Annotated in this window: 16 protein-coding genes; 8 read left to right on the forward strand and 8 right to left on the reverse strand. The window is 66.8% G+C overall.

Annotated features, from left to right (window positions below; all coding sequences use genetic code 11):
- Window positions 1-68: 68 nt before the first annotated feature.
- Together BVC93_RS10280 and BVC93_RS10285 are read right to left on the reverse strand one after the other, a co-directional pair.
- Window positions 69-827, reverse strand: a complete 759-nt coding sequence (locus tag BVC93_RS10280; RefSeq protein WP_083737081.1) for an SDR family NAD(P)-dependent oxidoreductase — start codon at window positions 825-827, stop codon at window positions 69-71.
- A gap of 196 nt (window positions 828-1,023) precedes the next feature.
- Complete coding sequence (locus tag BVC93_RS10285) at window positions 1,024-1,908, reverse strand: LysR family transcriptional regulator (protein WP_083737082.1); 885 nt, start codon at window positions 1,906-1,908, stop codon at window positions 1,024-1,026.
- 151 nt (window positions 1,909-2,059) lie between these two features.
- Between BVC93_RS10285 and BVC93_RS10290 the strand changes: the two genes are divergently transcribed.
- From BVC93_RS10290 to BVC93_RS10325, 8 genes are read left to right on the forward strand one after another with little or no spacing between them, the layout of a single operon-like run.
- The gene (locus BVC93_RS10290) at window positions 2,060-2,332 is read left to right on the forward strand and encodes a (2Fe-2S)-binding protein (RefSeq protein WP_083740946.1); all 273 of its coding nucleotides are present in this window, start codon (window positions 2,060-2,062) and stop codon (window positions 2,330-2,332) included.
- Window positions 2,329-3,738, forward strand: coding sequence for an FAD/NAD(P)-dependent oxidoreductase (locus BVC93_RS10295; RefSeq protein ID WP_083737083.1), 1,410 nt, complete (start codon window positions 2,329-2,331; stop codon window positions 3,736-3,738). Before BVC93_RS10290 ends, BVC93_RS10295 begins: the two co-directional genes overlap by 4 nt.
- The gene (locus tag BVC93_RS10300; protein WP_083737084.1) at window positions 3,731-4,843 is read left to right on the forward strand and encodes an NAD(P)/FAD-dependent oxidoreductase; all 1,113 of its coding nucleotides are present in this window, start codon (window positions 3,731-3,733) and stop codon (window positions 4,841-4,843) included. The genes BVC93_RS10295 and BVC93_RS10300 overlap by 8 nt, the downstream gene beginning before the upstream one ends.
- Window positions 4,840-6,177: an MmgE/PrpD family protein gene (locus tag BVC93_RS10305; RefSeq protein ID WP_083737085.1), complete on the forward strand. Its 1,338-nt coding sequence runs from the start codon at window positions 4,840-4,842 to the stop codon at window positions 6,175-6,177. Before BVC93_RS10300 ends, BVC93_RS10305 begins: the two co-directional genes overlap by 4 nt.
- A complete protein-coding gene (locus BVC93_RS10310) occupies window positions 6,174-7,373 on the forward strand; it encodes a M24 family metallopeptidase (RefSeq protein ID WP_083737086.1) in 1,200 nt (399 codons plus the stop codon). Before BVC93_RS10305 ends, BVC93_RS10310 begins: the two co-directional genes overlap by 4 nt.
- Complete coding sequence (locus tag BVC93_RS10315; RefSeq protein ID WP_083737087.1) at window positions 7,373-8,428, forward strand: C45 family autoproteolytic acyltransferase/hydolase; 1,056 nt, start codon at window positions 7,373-7,375, stop codon at window positions 8,426-8,428. The genes BVC93_RS10310 and BVC93_RS10315 overlap by 1 nt, the downstream gene beginning before the upstream one ends.
- Window positions 8,428-9,423 (forward strand): dihydroxyacetone kinase subunit DhaK, encoded by a 996-nt coding sequence (locus BVC93_RS10320; RefSeq protein WP_083737088.1) that lies wholly within the window; start codon window positions 8,428-8,430, stop codon window positions 9,421-9,423. The genes BVC93_RS10315 and BVC93_RS10320 overlap by 1 nt, the downstream gene beginning before the upstream one ends.
- A gap of 5 nt (window positions 9,424-9,428) precedes the next feature.
- Entirely contained in the window at window positions 9,429-10,034 is a 606-nt protein-coding gene (locus BVC93_RS10325) for a dihydroxyacetone kinase subunit L (RefSeq protein ID WP_157516851.1), read from the forward strand.
- Here the strand turns inward: BVC93_RS10325 and BVC93_RS10330 are convergent.
- Genes BVC93_RS10330 through egtA form a run of 6 tightly spaced genes read right to left on the reverse strand, consistent with a single transcriptional unit; the run spans window position 10,031 to window position 16,756 of the window.
- A complete protein-coding gene (locus BVC93_RS10330) occupies window positions 10,031-11,410 on the reverse strand; it encodes a cation:dicarboxylate symporter family transporter (protein ID WP_236950313.1) in 1,380 nt (459 codons plus the stop codon). The genes BVC93_RS10325 and BVC93_RS10330 overlap by 4 nt on opposite strands.
- A gap of 2 nt (window positions 11,411-11,412) precedes the next feature.
- Window positions 11,413-12,534 (reverse strand): ergothioneine biosynthesis PLP-dependent enzyme EgtE, encoded by a 1,122-nt coding sequence (egtE, locus tag BVC93_RS10335; protein WP_083737090.1) that lies wholly within the window; start codon window positions 12,532-12,534, stop codon window positions 11,413-11,415.
- Window positions 12,531-13,508 carry an L-histidine N(alpha)-methyltransferase gene (gene egtD / locus BVC93_RS10340; protein ID WP_083737091.1) on the reverse strand — a complete coding sequence of 326 codons (978 nt, stop codon included), beginning with the start codon at window positions 13,506-13,508 and terminating at the stop codon, window positions 12,531-12,533. Before egtD ends, egtE begins: the two co-directional genes overlap by 4 nt.
- 12 nt (window positions 13,509-13,520) lie before the next feature.
- Complete coding sequence (egtC, locus tag BVC93_RS10345; protein ID WP_083737092.1) at window positions 13,521-14,201, reverse strand: ergothioneine biosynthesis protein EgtC; 681 nt, start codon at window positions 14,199-14,201, stop codon at window positions 13,521-13,523.
- Complete coding sequence (gene egtB / locus BVC93_RS10350) at window positions 14,202-15,491, reverse strand: ergothioneine biosynthesis protein EgtB (protein WP_083737093.1); 1,290 nt, start codon at window positions 15,489-15,491, stop codon at window positions 14,202-14,204.
- Entirely contained in the window at window positions 15,488-16,756 is a 1,269-nt protein-coding gene (gene egtA, locus BVC93_RS10355) for an ergothioneine biosynthesis glutamate--cysteine ligase EgtA (protein ID WP_083737094.1), read from the reverse strand. The genes egtB and egtA overlap by 4 nt, the downstream gene beginning before the upstream one ends.
- Window positions 16,757-16,813 lie beyond the last annotated feature (57 nt).

Below are 16,813 nucleotides of genomic sequence, written 5' to 3' on the forward strand. Positions count from 1 at the left end.
CGCCGAATTCATGAGCGCAGTGGACGGCCTTCATCGCCGTTGCGCCCATGAATTCGGGATCAAGGACGTCAGGCGGTATAGCCGCCGTCGATCGAGAGGCTGGCGCCGGTGATGAAGCTCGCGCCGGGGCTGGCTACATAGACAACGAAATCGGCGATCTCATCCGGGTGTGCGAACCGACCGAGGGCCGTGCGTGATCGCGTGAGTGCCCCGGCGTCGCCTTCGTCAGGATTCATGTCGGTGTTGGTGGGTCCGGGCTGGACGTTGTTGACCGTGATTCCAAGTGGACCGAGGTCGCGGGACAGCGCCTTGGTGAGTCCTGCGACTGCAGCCTTGGTCATGGCATACAGGCCACCGCCGACGTAGGGAATGTAGTCGGCGTTGATACTGCCGATGTTGACGATGCGGCCACCTTCTCTGAGGTGCTTGACGGCTGCCTTCGTCGCGACGAACAGGCCTTTGACGTTGATGTCGACGGCCCAGTCGAAGTCGTCGAGCGTAGTCTCCTGAACCGACTTGTACAGGAAGACGCCGGCCGCGTTGACCAGGATGTCGAGCTGGCCGTAGGTGGCCACGGTCTCTTCGACGGCCGCCTCGACGGCTGCGGAATCTCGCGCGTCAGCGTGGATCGCGCGGGCCTTGCCGCCCGCCGCTTCGATGTCCTTGACGGTCGCCGCCGCGCCGTCCGGGGTCGCGCTGTACGTGAGCGCGACCGCCGCACCTTCTCGTGCCAGTCGCTTCGCGATCGCGGCGCCGATACCGCGGGAACCGCCCGTGACCAGGGCGACCTTCCCCTGCAGGGTGCCGGCGTCGGTGGTGGTGGACATGTATCTCCAATGCTCTTCGAAGGTCAACTGAGCGCGGTGTTTCTGCTCACAACCGCGTACCGCAAGCGTCGCCTCTGATCAGCCATCTGTCCATACGGTTGTCGCGATATCGATTATCGCGAATCAAGATTGCTGAAATCATCGTCCACCGGCAATGAAGAAGAAACACGGTGGACACATCAGGCCGAAAGTTGGTCTATCGCATAGCTTCGGCCACGAGGAAGCGAAGGAACTCCTCTGCCGCAGGCGGATACCGCCGACCTCGCCGCCAGGTGAGCACCACCGCCGGCGTGATGGGCGGGTTCAACGGTCGCATCCACACCTCGGACGGCGCTTCCACAAGGAACGCCCGAGGCAGCACCGCCAGACCATGACCGTGGCGTACGAGACCGAGCAGCATCGGCAGCTCATTGGATTCGGTCATCACCTTCGGGCTGACGTCCAGGCGGGCCAGTACGGCATCCACCGCAGCCCGCAGTCCGGCGCCGCGCCGGAACCCCACCATGGGTTCTGCGTCCAGCTCACCGATCTCGATGCGCTCATGGTGCTCCAGGCGATGACCGGCTCTACCCGCAACCACCAGGTCATCGCGGTCGACCACGACGCCCTCGAGTCCGGGTGGGAGATCACTCAGTTCGGAGGCCACCACCGCCATGTCGGCGACGTCGTTCTTGACCATCTCGAGGAGCTCGACCCTGGTGCCCTCCCGCAGGCTCACCCGCACCGCAGGGCGATGAGAGCGGAATCGAGCCAGGATCTCGGGAATGTCCAGCGAGGCCGCGGGAAACGTCGCCCCGAAGGTCACCTCGCCGACCGTCTGCCCGCGAAGGCTCAGCACCTCCTCGCGAGCGGCGGACAGTTCGGCGAGCACCCGGGTGACCCGCCCGACAAAGAGCACGCCGGCATCCGTGGGACGAATGAGTGGGCGTTGCCTATCCAGAAGGCGGACGCCCAACTCATCCTCCAGCTTGGCCACCTGGTGCGAGACGGCGGACTGGGCGACGTCGAGGCTGGCGGCGGCTTTGGTGAAGGATCCGGCCGCCGCCACAGCGACGAGGTATTCGAGCTGACGTATTTCCATCGTGATTCACGATATTCGATATCTGCTCAACCGTATAGACAGATTGCAGACTTCTTCGCGACCCTTGATGGGTGCTGGATACGACGCGGCCGGCAAGTCCGACATGGGCTCGCCGCACACGCAGATGCGCTATGCGCCAGGGAGTTACGCGATGACGCCAGCAAGCCGGGGCGGTGAGGTGCAACTCGAGATCGACGGGGTGGTCACACACGCGTCATCAGGCCAAACCATTGCGGCCCTGCTCATCTCACGAGGAACGGTCTCCTGGCGCGTGACACCGGCGGGTGAGCCGCGTGGTGCGTTCTGCGGTATCGGCGTGTGCCACGACTGCGTGGTGACCGTCAACGGTGACGCAGGCGTCAAGGCCTGCCTGACCCCCGTCCGCGACGGCATGCAGATCCTGACGCAACGGCGGACATCATGACACCCGAAGATGTGGACGTTGCGGTGATCGGTGCAGGACCGGCCGGTCTCGCCGCCGCACGCGCGTCTGCGTCGGCCGGTGCGGGGACTGTTCTTCTCGACGCGAACCCTAGGCCCGGTGGACAGTACTACCGGCAGCCCGGACGCACCGGCGTGGCGCCGACGCGGTCACAGCGTGAGGGACAGGCCCTCTTCGAGGACGCCGTCGAGGCGGGCGCGGAGCCTCGGCTGGGAGTGTCCGTCTGGTCCGCCACGCACCGATACGGCCGGGTCGAACTGGACACCCATTCGGCGAAGGGTGATCGCGGCCGGGTACGCGCACGCTGCACCGTCGTCGCCGTCGGCGCCCACGAGCGGTTCGTCCCGATTCCGGGCTGGACCCTGCCCGGGGTGTTCTCCGCCGGAGGTGTGCAGACGTTCCTCAAAGAGCAGGGTATCCCGGTCGGCTCGCGCGTCGTCCTCGGTGGCACCGGCCCACTTCAACTTGTCGTCGCAGCCGAACTCGCTCGTCATGGAGTCGATGTGCCGGCGCTGTTCGAGCTCGCACGGCCGGTGTCGCACGCCCTGCGGCACCCGACCGCCGTCCTCACCGGAGCCTGGGGCCAGTGGGCCCGGATGTCCGAGGGTGCACACGCCGCAATCACGCTGGCCCGAACGCACTGCCCGGTCCGGGTCGGGTGGACGATCACCGAGGTACTCGGAAGCACCCGGGTCGAAGGGATCCGCGCCGCTCCTGTGGACAGCGGAGATCAGCCGATCACGGCGCGAGCGATCGAGATCGACTGTGATGCAGTGGCATTGCATCACAGTCTGGTGCCCAACACCGAGTTGCTGCGACTACTCGGCGTCGAACTGCAGCTCCAGCCGGGAACGGGTCACTGGGTGCCGCGCCGAACCACCGACCTCGAGACCTCCGCCGACAACGTCTTTGCCGCCGGCGACGGTTCCGGCATCGGAGGTCTGGCACTGTCGCTCGTTGAAGGTGCCATCGCAGGCCAGTCGGCGGCAGCCAAGGCACTGGCACAACCGACCCGAATAACCCGGACTATGGCCGTCCGCCTCCGGCGTGAGCAGCGATTCCAGCGCCTCTACGCCGAGCTGTTCCGGATCCCCGATGCGCTCGTCACCGCCCTCTCCACTCCAGAGACCACAGTCTGCCGCTGTGAAGGTGTCACCGCGGGCGACCTCGACTGCGCGATCGCCCAGGGCGCCGCGACGTCGTACCTGGCGAAGGCTGTCACCCGTGCCGGCATGGGTCCGTGTCAGGGGAGGCTGTGCGCCCCGACAGTGGACGCTCGCCTTCGTTCGTCCGGCGCCGAACCCCGTCCGCTGTCACGCGCCGTCCGCGCACCACTCACAGCGCTGCCCATGCGCGCCCTCACGAAAGACATCCAGTCCGATGACTGACGCCGTGGTAATCGGAGGTGGAGTGGTCGGCTCCAGCGTCGCGATGCACCTCGCCGACGCAGGCCTGTCGGTGATCGTCGTGGAGAGAAGCGGCGGCCCGGTGGAAGCCTCCACCCGCAACGGCGGCGGCGTGCGTGCACAATGCCGGAATCGGCCCGAACGGCTACTCGCCATGCGCAGTCAGCAGCTGTGGCGACAACTCGAACTCGACAACGGTGTCGACTTCGAGTACCGGGTCTCCGGGAATGCGCGGCTGGCCTATTCGGATGCTGCCCTGGACAAGTTGCGTGCCGAACAGCTCGAGGAGCACGCCGACGGCCTGCATACCGAGATCTGGACCCGCGAGCAGCTCAACGCCCAGATGCCGTTCCTGTCTCCGGATGTGTTGGGAGCCAAGGTGTGTCCGTCGGACGGGCACGCCAACCCGATTCTCGCGACGTGGGCCGTCATCGCGGCTGCCAAGCGCTGTGGCGCTCGATATCTGACCGACACCACCGCGGTGGCCATCGGCACCGTCGGCGGAATGGTGGATTCAGTGGTGGTCCACGACTCCCGTGAGGGGTGCACCGAGATCGCGACCCCACTGGTGGTCCACGCCGCCGGAGCATGGAGCAAAGACCTGGCCAGTCACGTGGGGATCGACCTGCCGCTGGTCCCCTCACGCAACGCGATGATGATCACCGAGTCCCTTCCGCCGATGTTCGATGCCTTCCTCTCCTCGCACGAGAAGCAGGTGTACCTGCGTCAAGCACAGAAAGGCCACGTACACATCGGCGGCGTCTTCGACATTCCGGGAACATTCGATCAGAGCGTCGGAGTCGACGAGATGGAAAAGCTCGCCCGCGCAGTCGAACTGGTCCCGGCGCTGAAGCAGGCCCGCATCCTGCGGACGTGGGCAGGTACCCTCGACTACACCCCGGATCACCTGCCTCTGGTCGGCCCGGTCGTTGGTCTGGGCGGGTACGTCGTGGCAGCCGGCTTCAGCGGACACGGATTCTGCCTCGGCCCCGTCGTCGGGGAAGCGGTCGCCGACCTGGTGCTGGATCGCCCACCCCACGTAGATCTGTCTGCACTGTCCCCGTCCCGGCTGGAGATCGCGGCATGACCGAACATGTCATCGACGTGCTCGTCGACGATCTTTTGACCCGGCGAGACAAGTACACCCCGGCAACACAACAAGCGGGCCGCCGCTGTCTTGCTGACGCAATCGCTTGTGCCGCAGCCGGTTCTGGTGGGCCGACCTACAGTCTGATCTACACGGCAATAGGACCGATCCTCGGTGGGGCGCCACAGGCGACCGTCTGGTTCGGAAACCGCCGTGCGAGCCTGGCCGAAGCAATGCACATGAACTCGACGGCTGTCGCCGCCGACGATCTCGACGACGGCAACCGCTCGGCGATCGGCCATCCCGGGGGGGCCGTCATCCCGGCCGTCCTCGGCTACGCTGAAGCACTGGGCTACAACGGAGATCTGTTGATGCCCATCGCCTTCGGGTACGACGCCGCGGTAACGGTGGCCGGGGGGCGCACCGCGCACCGTGTTCCCACGATGGCCACCGGCCGGTGGGCAGCGTACGGTGTTGCCGCCGCCATCTGGGCGATGTCCGGAGCAAGCCGCGAAGTCCTGACGCGTGCTCTGGCCCACGCGGCATCACTGTCGCCGCAACTGGTGCACCCGGTTGCAACCGCTCCCGATGGCCTGAAGGAGGGCACCGCCTGGGCCACACTCGCCGGGTTGGCGGCGTTCCGACTTGCCAACTCCGGTGTGGACGCCCCACTACACGCCCTGGACACCCACCCCGACTTCGATCCTGGCTGGTTCCGCTCCACTGGGACAGAGCCTGCGATCCAGGAGACCTACTTCAAGCGATACGCCTGCTGCCGGTGGATTCACCCCGCGCTCGACCTCATCTTCGAGCTACGCCGGCGTGGTGAAATGCCGGACCCCGCGAGCATCGAGGCGATCGAGATCCACACGTTCGAGCGATCACTCTGGTTGCCCAACAACCCTCGCCCCGCCTCGCTGGAATCGGCTCACTACAGTTTTCCGTTCTGCGTGGCACTGGGCGTCTTCGCCGAACCCGCCGAGTTTCTCCCACTCACTCCGGCGGTGCTGGGCCACCAGTCGGCCCTGTCGCTGGCGCAGCGGGTCCGGGTGATCGAAAGTGCGGAATTGACAGCGGCTTTCCCCGCACGCACGCCGATCGAGCTGACCATCACCGCCAGTGGCACCTCGATCGATCTGAACCTGCCCACCGCCACCGGCGACCCATCACTACCACTGTCCGACGATCAACTCGCCGGCAAGCACGCGATCCTGCTCCACCACCACCCCGGTGTCCGCGCCGAACTCAGCAGGGTTCTTCGCGGCAGCGGTCCGCTCACACTCACCGATCTGCCTGTAACGCTCGATCAGTCTCCTGGAAAGGATCTTTCATGACGCTCTCCGACATCGGCAGTGATATCGGCGATGGCCTGCACGTCACCGCTTCCCGTGGGAACCAGCAGGCGTTCCCCCGCAAAGAATTCGACGACCGGGTGCAGAACATCCAACACGACATGGCAGCCCTAGGCCTCGACGTGCTGCTGGTCCACACACCCGAGAATATCTGTTATCTCACCGGATACGAGACCTCAGGCTACTTCGAGTACCAGGTGCTGGCGATACCGGCCTCCGGTGTGCCGCGCCTACTGGTGCGCAATGTCGAGCAGCTCAACGTCGACGAGTACACCTGGCACCAGGACGCCTTCGTCTGGCGTGACGGCACCGATTTCTTCGAGGCAACCGCGCGACTGGTCGATTTCCTGGGAGCACCCATACCGGCCCGCATCGGGCTGGAGAACCACTCCTGGTTCGTCACTGCCAGAGTCAGTGCCGAGCTGGCGGCGCGGTTGCGCGGTCGCGAGATCGTCGATGCGGGCAGGCTGGTGGAGAGACGCAGACTCGTGAAGAGTCCTGCCGAACAACTCTACGTCCGAGCTGCCGCCGCGATCGCCGACCGGACAATGGCCGCAGCCATCAAGGCGGCAGGCGCCGGTCGCAGCGAACTCGATGTCGCTGCAGCCGCCCACCACGAGTACATCCTGGCCGGGGGCGAGTACCCCGCGTTGCCGCATTACGTCTCGTCCGGAAAGCGCAGCGAAGTCGGTCACGCCACCTGGAGCGAGAAGGTGCTCGTCGCCGGGGAGACCCTCAAGATGGAGTTCCTCGGCGTGAAGCGGCGCTACCACGCCGGCCTGACCCGCGCCGTCCACGTGGGCCCCGCGTCACCGGAGGTTCGCGCCGCCGCGGACATCGCCTTCGATCTGCAGCAGCAGGTCTTCGATGAGCTGAAGCCCGGTGCCACCACCGACGAAGTGACCAGGCACGCGCGTGAGCGCCAAGCAAAGGCACTCGGCCACAAGCCGATCAAGCTTCGACTCGGCTACTCCATGGGTATCGGCTTTCCCCCCATCGCGGGCGAAGGACAGACCGCCGACTTCCGCGAGGGCTCCCCGTGGGTACTGGAGCCAGGCATGGTGTTCCACATGCTGTCGGTGGTGCGCATCGACTTGACCTTCAGCGACACCGTGCTGATCACCGCTGACGGTTGCGAGCGCCTCACCCAGACGCCGCGAGAACTGACGGAGGTGTGATGCACACCTTCACCGGGGACAGCTACACCCGAGGACTACAACACGGAATTGCACTGGCACAGGCGATCACCCGACGAATTGACGAGTCACTGCCTTCCAGACTGGACAGCGCCGCGCGTGGTCACATCGCCCAACCATGGATCGACGCAACCGAGCAGCTCGATATCCAGTTACTCCAGGAGATGGCCGGGATCGCCGAGGGTTCGGGATCGTCCCTGGTCGATGTGGTGCTGCTGAACGCCTTTGAGGCCTTTGACTTGGCCGCCATGGTGGAGAAGGGGGGCTGCACCGCCATCGCCGTCACCGACCAGCGCGGCCACACGGTGCTGGCTCAGAACTGGGATGCCAATCACCAACTCGGATCCAGTCTTTCGGTGCATCTCCATCGTGATCCGGTCGGCACGGACGTCGCAGTCCTTGCCTCGCCCGGCGGCCTCGGCTGGGTCGGCATGAACGAACATGGGCTCGGGTTGGTGAACAACGACCTGCTCGGCGGCCCCACCGCGTCCACGGCACCCAGTCAGGTGATCCGCCGCGCCGTTCTCAAGAACACGGACGCCACCGCGGCCGCGGCTGCCATGCGGGCCATCGCCCACCCCGCACTTCGCAGTTACCTGCTGGCCGACCGGTCCGGTGTCATCGAGGGCGTCGAGGTACTTCCGTACCAGGAACCGGCGACCATGGAGATTCCCGCCGCAGGAATAGCTCATGCCAATCACGCCATTTCCACGCCTGCGCTGTACATCGAGGACAGGGCCGCTCAAGAACGGGTGTATCCGTCGTCGGCCCACCGCGCCGAACGCGCCACACTCCTGTTGGAGCAGACCCGCGGTAACAGCGACCAGAACACCCGCGCACGCCGCATTCTCGGGGACCACGACGGGTTGCCGCTGTCGATCTGCCGCCACAACTCGCCACTCGAATCCACCTGTACTGCAGCGTCGGTGATCTTCGACTGCACCGCCCTGCGTGCGGAGTTCTCACTCGGGCTCGCATGCACGCCAGGCACCAGTCACACCGTTGACTTCACAAGCCACGAACCCAGGAGTACCTGATGCAGAAGTTCCTCAACGATCCCGACGAGTTCGTCGACGACGTGCTTCACGGCGTCCTCGCTGCCCATCCTCGGCATCTGACAAGCGGAACCGCGGCCCGTAGTGTCATCCGAGCCAACCCGCCCCGAGATCAGGTGCCCATCGTCACGGGCGGCGGCTCCGGGCACCTTCCGCTGTTCTTCGGTTACGTCGGCGACGGGTTGGTGACGGCGGCCGCGGTCGGCGGAGTGTTCAACTCCCCCAGCGCGGATCTCGTGCTGTCCTGCATCCGCGATGTCGACAACGGCTCGGGCGTCCTGCTGCTGTACGGCAACTACGGCGGTGACGTCATGAACTTCGACCTCGCCGCCGAACTTGCCGCGGCGGAGGGCATCCGGACAGTCACCATGTTGGCTGCCGACGACGTTGCCTCTGCCCCTCTCGCGGAACGTCATCGCCGACGCGGCGTGGCCGGCATCGCCCTTCTCTACAAACTGGCCGGCGCCGCCAGCGCACGGGGCGATTCGCTGGATACCATCTCCAGCCTGCTACAGCGCGCCACAGACCGTCTGGTGACCGTCGGAGTGGCCTTGTCTCCGTGCATCCTGCCTGCCGTGGGGCGTCCCACCTTCGAACTACCCGCCGGACAGATGGAAATCGGTGCCGGTCTGCACGGCGAGCCCGGCGTTCGACGCGAATCCCTCACGCAGGCATCTGTGATCGTCAATCAGGTGTTGGAGCTGCTGCTCAACGACAATGGTCCCGTTGCCGGTGACCGGGTGGCGCTTCTGGTCAACGGCCTCGGCTCGACACCGCTCGAGGAGTTGTATCTGATCTCCGGGATCTGCCACGACCAACTCCGCAAAGCCGGTATCGAGGTCGTCGTTCCCTTCGTCGGGAACTTCGCCACCAGCCTGGAGATGGGCGGCGCCTCGGTCTCTCTACTGCCGGTCGACGATGAGATGCAGACGCTGCTGGGTGCCCCGTGCCACGCACCGGTGATGACCCTGTGGTGACCGCGATGTGGGATCGTGTCCGTCAGCTGGCCGGCTACCTCGATGCGCACATCGACGAGCTCACCGCATTGGATTCGGTGGCCGGTGACGGCGACCTCGGCCTCACCGCCAAGAAGGCGCTGCAGGCCGTTACCAGCAACGCCGACGTCATCGAAACTCAGGCTGTGACAGAACAACTGACCAGGATTGGGCGGATTCTGGCAAGCGAGGTTCCCTCAACATCGGGAACGCTGGTCGCATTCGGCTTTCTCGGTGCCGGGAAAGCCGACATCTCGGATGGCCCGGACGCGCAGCACCTCGCTGACATCCTCACCGCGCTCGGGACGACTATCGCGACCCGGGGCAAGGCCGAACCAGGCGACAAGACCATGCTGGACGCACTCATCCCCGCAGCCGACGCCGCACAGCGCTCAGCTGCAGACGGGTCCGACCTTGACAACGCACTGTCAGCCGCGGCCGAGGCCGCCGAGGCGGGTGCCGCAAACACGCCGGCGATGATTCCGAAGTTCGGCAGAGCCGCCTGGCTGGCCGATCGCTCTGCCGGCAACATCGATGCCGGCGCCCGTCTGGTCGCAGTGCTACTCCGGGGCTTGTGCGCGGATCGCAACTAGCTCTTCTCCGAGCGGGACATAGCCGGTTCGCGGTCGGGGGAGTCGTCGACCATGGTCTGCTCGTCGAACGGGATCTCACCGTCGAGCACCTTGTGCATCCGGTCCTTGTCCACGGTGTCGGTCCACGACCCCACCAGCACGGTGGCCACGGCATTACCCGAGAAGTTGGTCAGCGCACGGGCTTCGGACATGAACCGGTCGATACCGACGATGAGGCCGATGCCGTCCAGCAGTTCCGGGCGGTGCGCCTGCAGGCCACCGGCGAGAGTGGCCAATCCGGCGCCGCTGACCCCCGCCGCGCCCTTGGACGCGATGATCATGAACACCAGCAGCGAGAGTTGCTCACCGATGGTCAGCGGATCCCCGAGAGCATCGGCGATGAACAGCGACGCCATCGTCAGGTAGATCGCCGTGCCGTCCAGGTTGAACGAGTACCCGGTCGGGACGACGATGCCGACCGTGGTGGGCTGCACACCGGCGTGCTCCATCTTGGCGATCAGGCGCGGCAGCGCCGACTCCGACGACGACGTCGCGACGATGAGCAGATACTCCCGGGCCAGGTAGCGAGCGAGCTTGAAGATCGACTGGCCGGCGATCAGCCGGATCAACACCCCGAGCACCCCGAACACGAACACCACACAGGTCAGATAGAACGCACCCATCAGCACAGCCATCTGGATGACCGCCTGGAAGCCGGTGTCGCCCACCACTTTTGCAATGGCACCGAACGCCCCGATGGGCGCCAGCCACAGGATGCCGGCCAGGATGCGGAAGACCAGCTTCTGCACCAGGCCGATACCGCGCAGCAGCGGCTCACCCGCCCGGCCCATGGCCTGCACCGCAAAACCGACCAGCAATGCCACGAACAACGTCTGCAACACATTGCCTTCGGTGAGCGAGCTCAGCAGCGACGTCGGGATGATTCCGGAGATGAACTCCATGGTCCCGCCTTCGCCTTCGGCCTCAGCGGCCAGTTCGGCTCCGGCGGCGGGATCGCCGGTGGCGTTCAACCCGTCACCGGGGTGGATGATGTTGCCCACCAGCAGGCCGATGGCCAGGGCGAAGGTGGACATCACCAGGAAGTACCCGAGCGCCAAGCCGCCGACCTTGCCGACGGACGCCGCTTTGCGCACCGACCCGATGCCGAGCACGATGGTGCAGAAGATGACCGGGCTGATCATCATCTTGATCAGGTCGACGAACAGGGTGCCCAGCACTCCCAGTGCAGCACCGGTGTCGGGCGCCACCAAGCCGACGATGATGCCGGCGACGATAGCCACCAGCACCGCGATGTACAGCCAGTGCGTACGGTCCTTTTTGGTCTTCTGCTCGACCTCAGCCACCTTGGCCGTGTTCCCAGAAGTGGTGCGGCTCACACCTATACTTCGGCAGTGGCGTCCGTGAGCGCCGAGGCAAAGCCCTCCAGGTCCTCGGAAGTGACGTCGACGTGCGGCGATACCCGTAACACCGGACCGGTCAATTCAAAGGGTGCGCGGGCCACTTCGGCAGCGGTGGTGACGATGCCACGATGCTCGATGAGCCACTGCCGCACAGTCGCGGGGTCGACACCGGGCGGCGGGCGCAGCGTGGTGATGGCGGTGGGTTCGTCGACGGGTTCGCTCACCTGCCAGCCGGCCACCCCATCCAACGCTGTACGCACCGTCTTGCCGATCTGGGAGAGCCGGGCCCGCATCTGGTCGGGACCGGCGGCCAGATACTCACCAACTGCCAGAGAAAAGCCCACGCGAGCAGCGACGTTGGCCTCGACGTGGTCGAAGGATTCGAGCACCCCGACCGGCACGTCCCACGACGCCGGCGGCGTGCGCCGAACCAACCGGCGCGCAAGCCCAGGTTTGACCGCCAGGAATCCGACACCCCGCGGGCCGGCCATCCACTTGCGCGACGACGAGTAGACCGCATCTGCGCCCACCGCACAGTCGATCTGCCCCAGTGCCTGCGCCGCGTCGAGCACGAGCGGGATACCCAGAGCGCGGCACGCCGCCGTCAGTTCTTCCACGGGTTGGGCCACGCCGCGGTGGCTCGCGACACCGGTCAGGTGCACCAGGCTCGGGGGCGCAGCGGTCAGCATGGTGGCAGCCGCCTCGACCACGACGCGTCCGTCGGCGTCCACCGGAAGGGCACGTACGTCAAAACCGTTGGCCGCCATGATGGCCAGATTGGGGCCGAACTCGCCGGGCACACACGCCAGGGTCCGCCGGCCTGGCCATACACCAAGCAACAGATCGAGCGCGTGATTGGAACCGGTGGTGAAGACCACGTCGTCGGCCGTCATCGCCGTCAACGCCGCGATGGCACTTCGGCCGGCGTCCAACACGGGTTCGGCCGCTACCGCGGCCATGTAGCCACCCACCTCGGCTTCGTGGCGGGCGTGTTGCGCGACGGCTTCGATGACGGCGAAGCTCTGCCGCGAGCACGCCGCCGAATCCAGATGGATGCCAGCAGGTTCCGGTCGGGCTGCCCGCCACTGTTCCACGCTCATTTGACCGCCAGGGACAGTCCGAAGTCGCCCGGGGCATCGGTCCACCACTGGGTGAGCCGCAGTCCGGCAGAAGCCAACTCACGAGCCACTCCGTCGGCGCGGAACTTACACGACACCTCGGTCAGCATTTCCTCGCCGGGGTCGAAGTCCACCGTCAGATCCACGTCTGCGATGCGCACGTGTTGTGCGGTGACAGCGCGCAACCACATTTCGATGCGTTCCTCGGCGGGGTTCCATTTGGCAACGTGCGCAAAGGCTTCGAGATCGAAGTCGGCGTGCAGTTCCCGGTTCACCACCGCCAGCACATTGCGGTTGAACGCCGCGGTAACCCCGGCGCTGTCGTCATACGCGCGGACCAGGCGACCTGGGTCCTTCACCAGGTCGGTACCCAGCAGCAGGGTGTCTCCGGCGTTCATCACGGCCGCCAGCGACGACAGGAACTGTGCCCGCGGCCCGGGTGTGAGGTTGCCGATGGTGGAGCCCAGGAATGCGAAAAGCCTTCTTCCACCTCCGGGAATCTCACCCAGGTGCTCCTCGAAATCGCCACACACGGCGTCGATGTCCACCCCCGGGTACTCGGCTGCCAGTGCCGCACCTGCGGCCACCAGCACCGAGGAGTCCACGTCGAAGGGGATGAAGCGGCGTAACGCGCCGCGGTCCCGCATGGCGTCCAACAACATCCGGGTTTTCTCCGAGGTGCCGCTGCCGAGTTCCACCAGGGTGTCGGCGTCACTGGCGGCAGCGATCTCGGCTGCGCGATCGGCCAGGATGGAGGCCTCGGCCCTGGTGGGGTAGTACTCGGGCAGCCGGGTGATCTGATCGAACAGATCGCTGCCCACGGCGTCGTAGAACCATTTGGGCGGAAGCGATTTGGGGTTGGCACTCAGGCCCGAGCGGACATCGTGGCGCAGGGCCTGGGCGGCGTGGTCAGCGGCCAGGTGGTTGGCGACCGATACCGTGGTGTGGCTTGTCATGGATGTTCCCTTCTACAGCGCGGTGACGGTGACGGTGCCGTCTCGGACGTCGACGAGGTGGCAGTCCGGGATGTCCTCCCACTCCGGGTCGTCGTCGTAGGGTTCACTGGCCAGGACCACACCGTCTCGGCGACGCAGCACCGACAGAGTGTCACCCCACGTGGTGGCCAGCAGTCGAGAGCCGTTGGCAGCCAGGATGTTCAGCCGCGCGCTCGGATCAGCGGCACCCACCTCGGCGATCGTGGCCCCCAGCTGATCCAGCCCGTTGCGGAAGATCAGTGCCGCCAACAGCGCGCTGTCCACCACCGACTCGGCGCCCGGTGCAGCCGGCACGACGGACCGGTCCACCACCCCGTTGTGCGACAACAGCCAGTGCCCGTCGGTGAACGGCGCCGCGGCACTGACGTCGATGGGCATGCCGATGGTGGCCGACCGGACCGCGGCCACCACACATGAACTCGACAGTGCCGGGGCCACCGAGGCGAACGAGGCGTCACCCCACAGCGGGCAGGCCCCGCGCCAGCGTCGCGGCACCGCACCGTCAAAGAAGCCGACACCCCAGCCGTCGGCGTTCATGGTGCCGTGCTTCTGCCGCCGCGGCGCGTACGACTGCACCCGCAGGCCATGCGGTGGCTCCAGGATCAGGCTGGACACGGACACCGGCGTGCCGAGCCAGCCGAGATGACGACACATCTACAGGTCCCAGGCCAATCGGACACCAGAGAAGATCTGGCGCCGGATCGGGTGATCCCAGTTGCGGAAACTGGGGCGCAGGATGTCGGAGGCCACCGCCCATGAGCCGCCGCGGAGCACGCGGTAGTCCCCGTCAAAGAACGGCTCGCTGTAACGGTCGTAGATCATCGGTGTGAAACCCGGCCACGGCCGCAGCGGCGAGGTGGTCCACTCCCACACGTCACCCAGCATCTGCTCGGCGCCGTACGCCGACGCACCGCCGGGGTAGGCACCCACCGGTGCTGGGCGCAGCGACTCACCGCCCAGGTTGGCCAAACCGGCCGACGGCAGCGCCGATCCCCATGGGAAGCGGCGTCGACGGCCGACGGCGGGGTCCCACGCCGCCGCTTTCTCCCACTCGACTTCGGTGGGCAACCGGGCACCGGCCCACCGGGCGTACGCCTCGGCTTCGAAGAACGTGACGTGCTGGACGGGTTCGTCGTCGGGAACCGTCTCGACGTGCCCGAACCGGGTGCGGGTGCCCGGCAACTCTTCGCCGTTCCAGAACAGGGGCGCCACCAGATCCGACTGGGTGCGGTGCTCCCAGCCGCGGGACGACCACAACTCAGGGCGCCGGTAGCCGCCGTCGTCGATGAACGCGCGCCATTCGCCGTTGGTGACGGGCACCCGGCCGATCCGGAAGTTGGGAACGAACACGGTGTGTGCCGGCCGCTCGTTGTCCAGGGAGAACGGTTCGTCGGCGGTGTCGACACCCAGTACGAACTCGCCGGCAGGCACGTCGACGGACGTGCCCGCCAGACCGGGGCGACCCGGCGGCAGCGGCACCGCGGAGCTCAGCAGCGGAGTACCGACCCGCAGGCTCAGCGCCTGCAGCATGGTCTCGTTGTGCTGGTTCTCGTGGCTGATCACCAGGCCGAACCGGAAGGCGTCCTCGGCAGGGTCGGGTCCCAGGACGTCCAACGCATCCAGGGCCTTGGCACGCACGGTGTCGAGATACCGATGGGCCTGCACCGGCGACAGCAGCGGCAGGTCCACCCGGCTGGCGCGTGAGTGCACGAACGCGTCGTAGAGTCCCTCTACATTGGCGGGCAGCAGCCCGGGAACGTCGAGGCTGCCGTCGCGCAGCAGCCACAGCTCCTCCTGCTGGCCGATGTGCGCCAGATCCCACACCAACGGGCTCATCAGCGGGTGGTACTGGCGGCGCAGTTCGTCATCCTCGAAGGCCACCAGGGCGCGGGTGCGCTCACGGGCGCGGGTGAGGCCGTCGGCCAACAACTCTCGTGTGCTCACGGGTGCTCCTGCCACAGGTCGGCGATGGCGGCGTTGATGCCCAGGCGCACCGCGGCATCGGAGAACTGGTCTCCGGCGCTGCGGCCCTGATCCACCAAGTCGACCAACAGCTGCATCGTCTCGATCAATTCCTGAGGCGCGCGATCCGCGGCGATCTGCACGCACCGGCGGGCTGCCTCCCCCAGGTGCCGGTCAGCCAGCCCGGCCCGCGCCGCGGTGTCCCATGCGGCGGCAACCGGTTCCACCGTCTCCGCGGCCAGGTCAGCGGCCACCGGGTCATCGAGCAGCGTGGTCATGGTGTGCGCCACCGCAGGCCACAGCGCGTCCGGCAGGCTGTCGAGATAGCGGATCTCCAGCCAGCGGCGCGGACGCACGGGCGGGAACAGCGTGGTCAGGTGATAGTCGAGATCGGCGGTGGTGGGACGCCGGCCCGCGAGGGGGATGCTGCCGTCGGCCCACTCGGCGAACGGCGCCCAGTCCAGAACCGGGCTGGCCTGCTCACCGGAACGCACCAACATCACCGGCGCCTTGAGCGCGTAGCGCGCCCATTCGGAGGCCGGGTCATCGGCGCTCAGACCCAGGATGGGACCGCAGCGCGCCGAGTCGAGTTGCCCCCACACCTGCTGGCGCGAGGACACCCAGCCGGTGAAGTGTCCGCTGCGCAGTGGCGAATTGGCGGCAATGGCGATCATGGTGGGCCCGAGGGCGTGTGCCAATCGAACCCGTGCCGCCCAGCCGGAGCGCGGCCCTGCGTCGAGATTGACCTGGATGGAGGCGGTGGACGTCATCATGGCGGCACCAGCTTCGGCGGTGCCGCTGGCGGTGAAGAACTGTTCCATGGCCTGGTACCGCGGACCGGGGTTGACGCGATGCGGCGGGCGCAGCGGGTCGGCGCCCAGCAGCACGAGCCCCAGGCCCGCGTCGGCGAAGGCCGCGTCGAGGACGGCGCGGTCAGCGGCCATGGCCGTGATGGCGGGCAGCGCTCCGGCCAGCGGCGGGCCGGACAGTTCGACGGCACCGCCGGGCTCCACGGTGACCGCGCTGCCACCGGGCAGCGTGGGCAGGTTGTCGATGACGGCGGTGATCTGCTCCCAGGACGGACGGCGGCGCAGGTCAGCCCGGTCGAAACAGTGCGCTTCGATCTCGAGACCCACTCGACCCAGCGGAGCGTCGGCGAAGCTGCCTTCGGCGATGTACTGGGCTGCGTCGGCGGAGTCCACCAGCGGCCGCGAAGCCGACTGCACCGAGGTGACGACAAACGTCATGGTTCCATCTTGAGCGAGGGCACCGACAAGTTCGCGGGTTTAGCAGCTGACATTGTG

Origin of the sequence: Mycobacterium sp. MS1601 (assembly GCF_001984215.1) — a bacterium.
In the GTDB taxonomy this organism is placed as follows: Bacteria; Actinomycetota; Actinomycetes; order Mycobacteriales; family Mycobacteriaceae; genus Mycobacterium.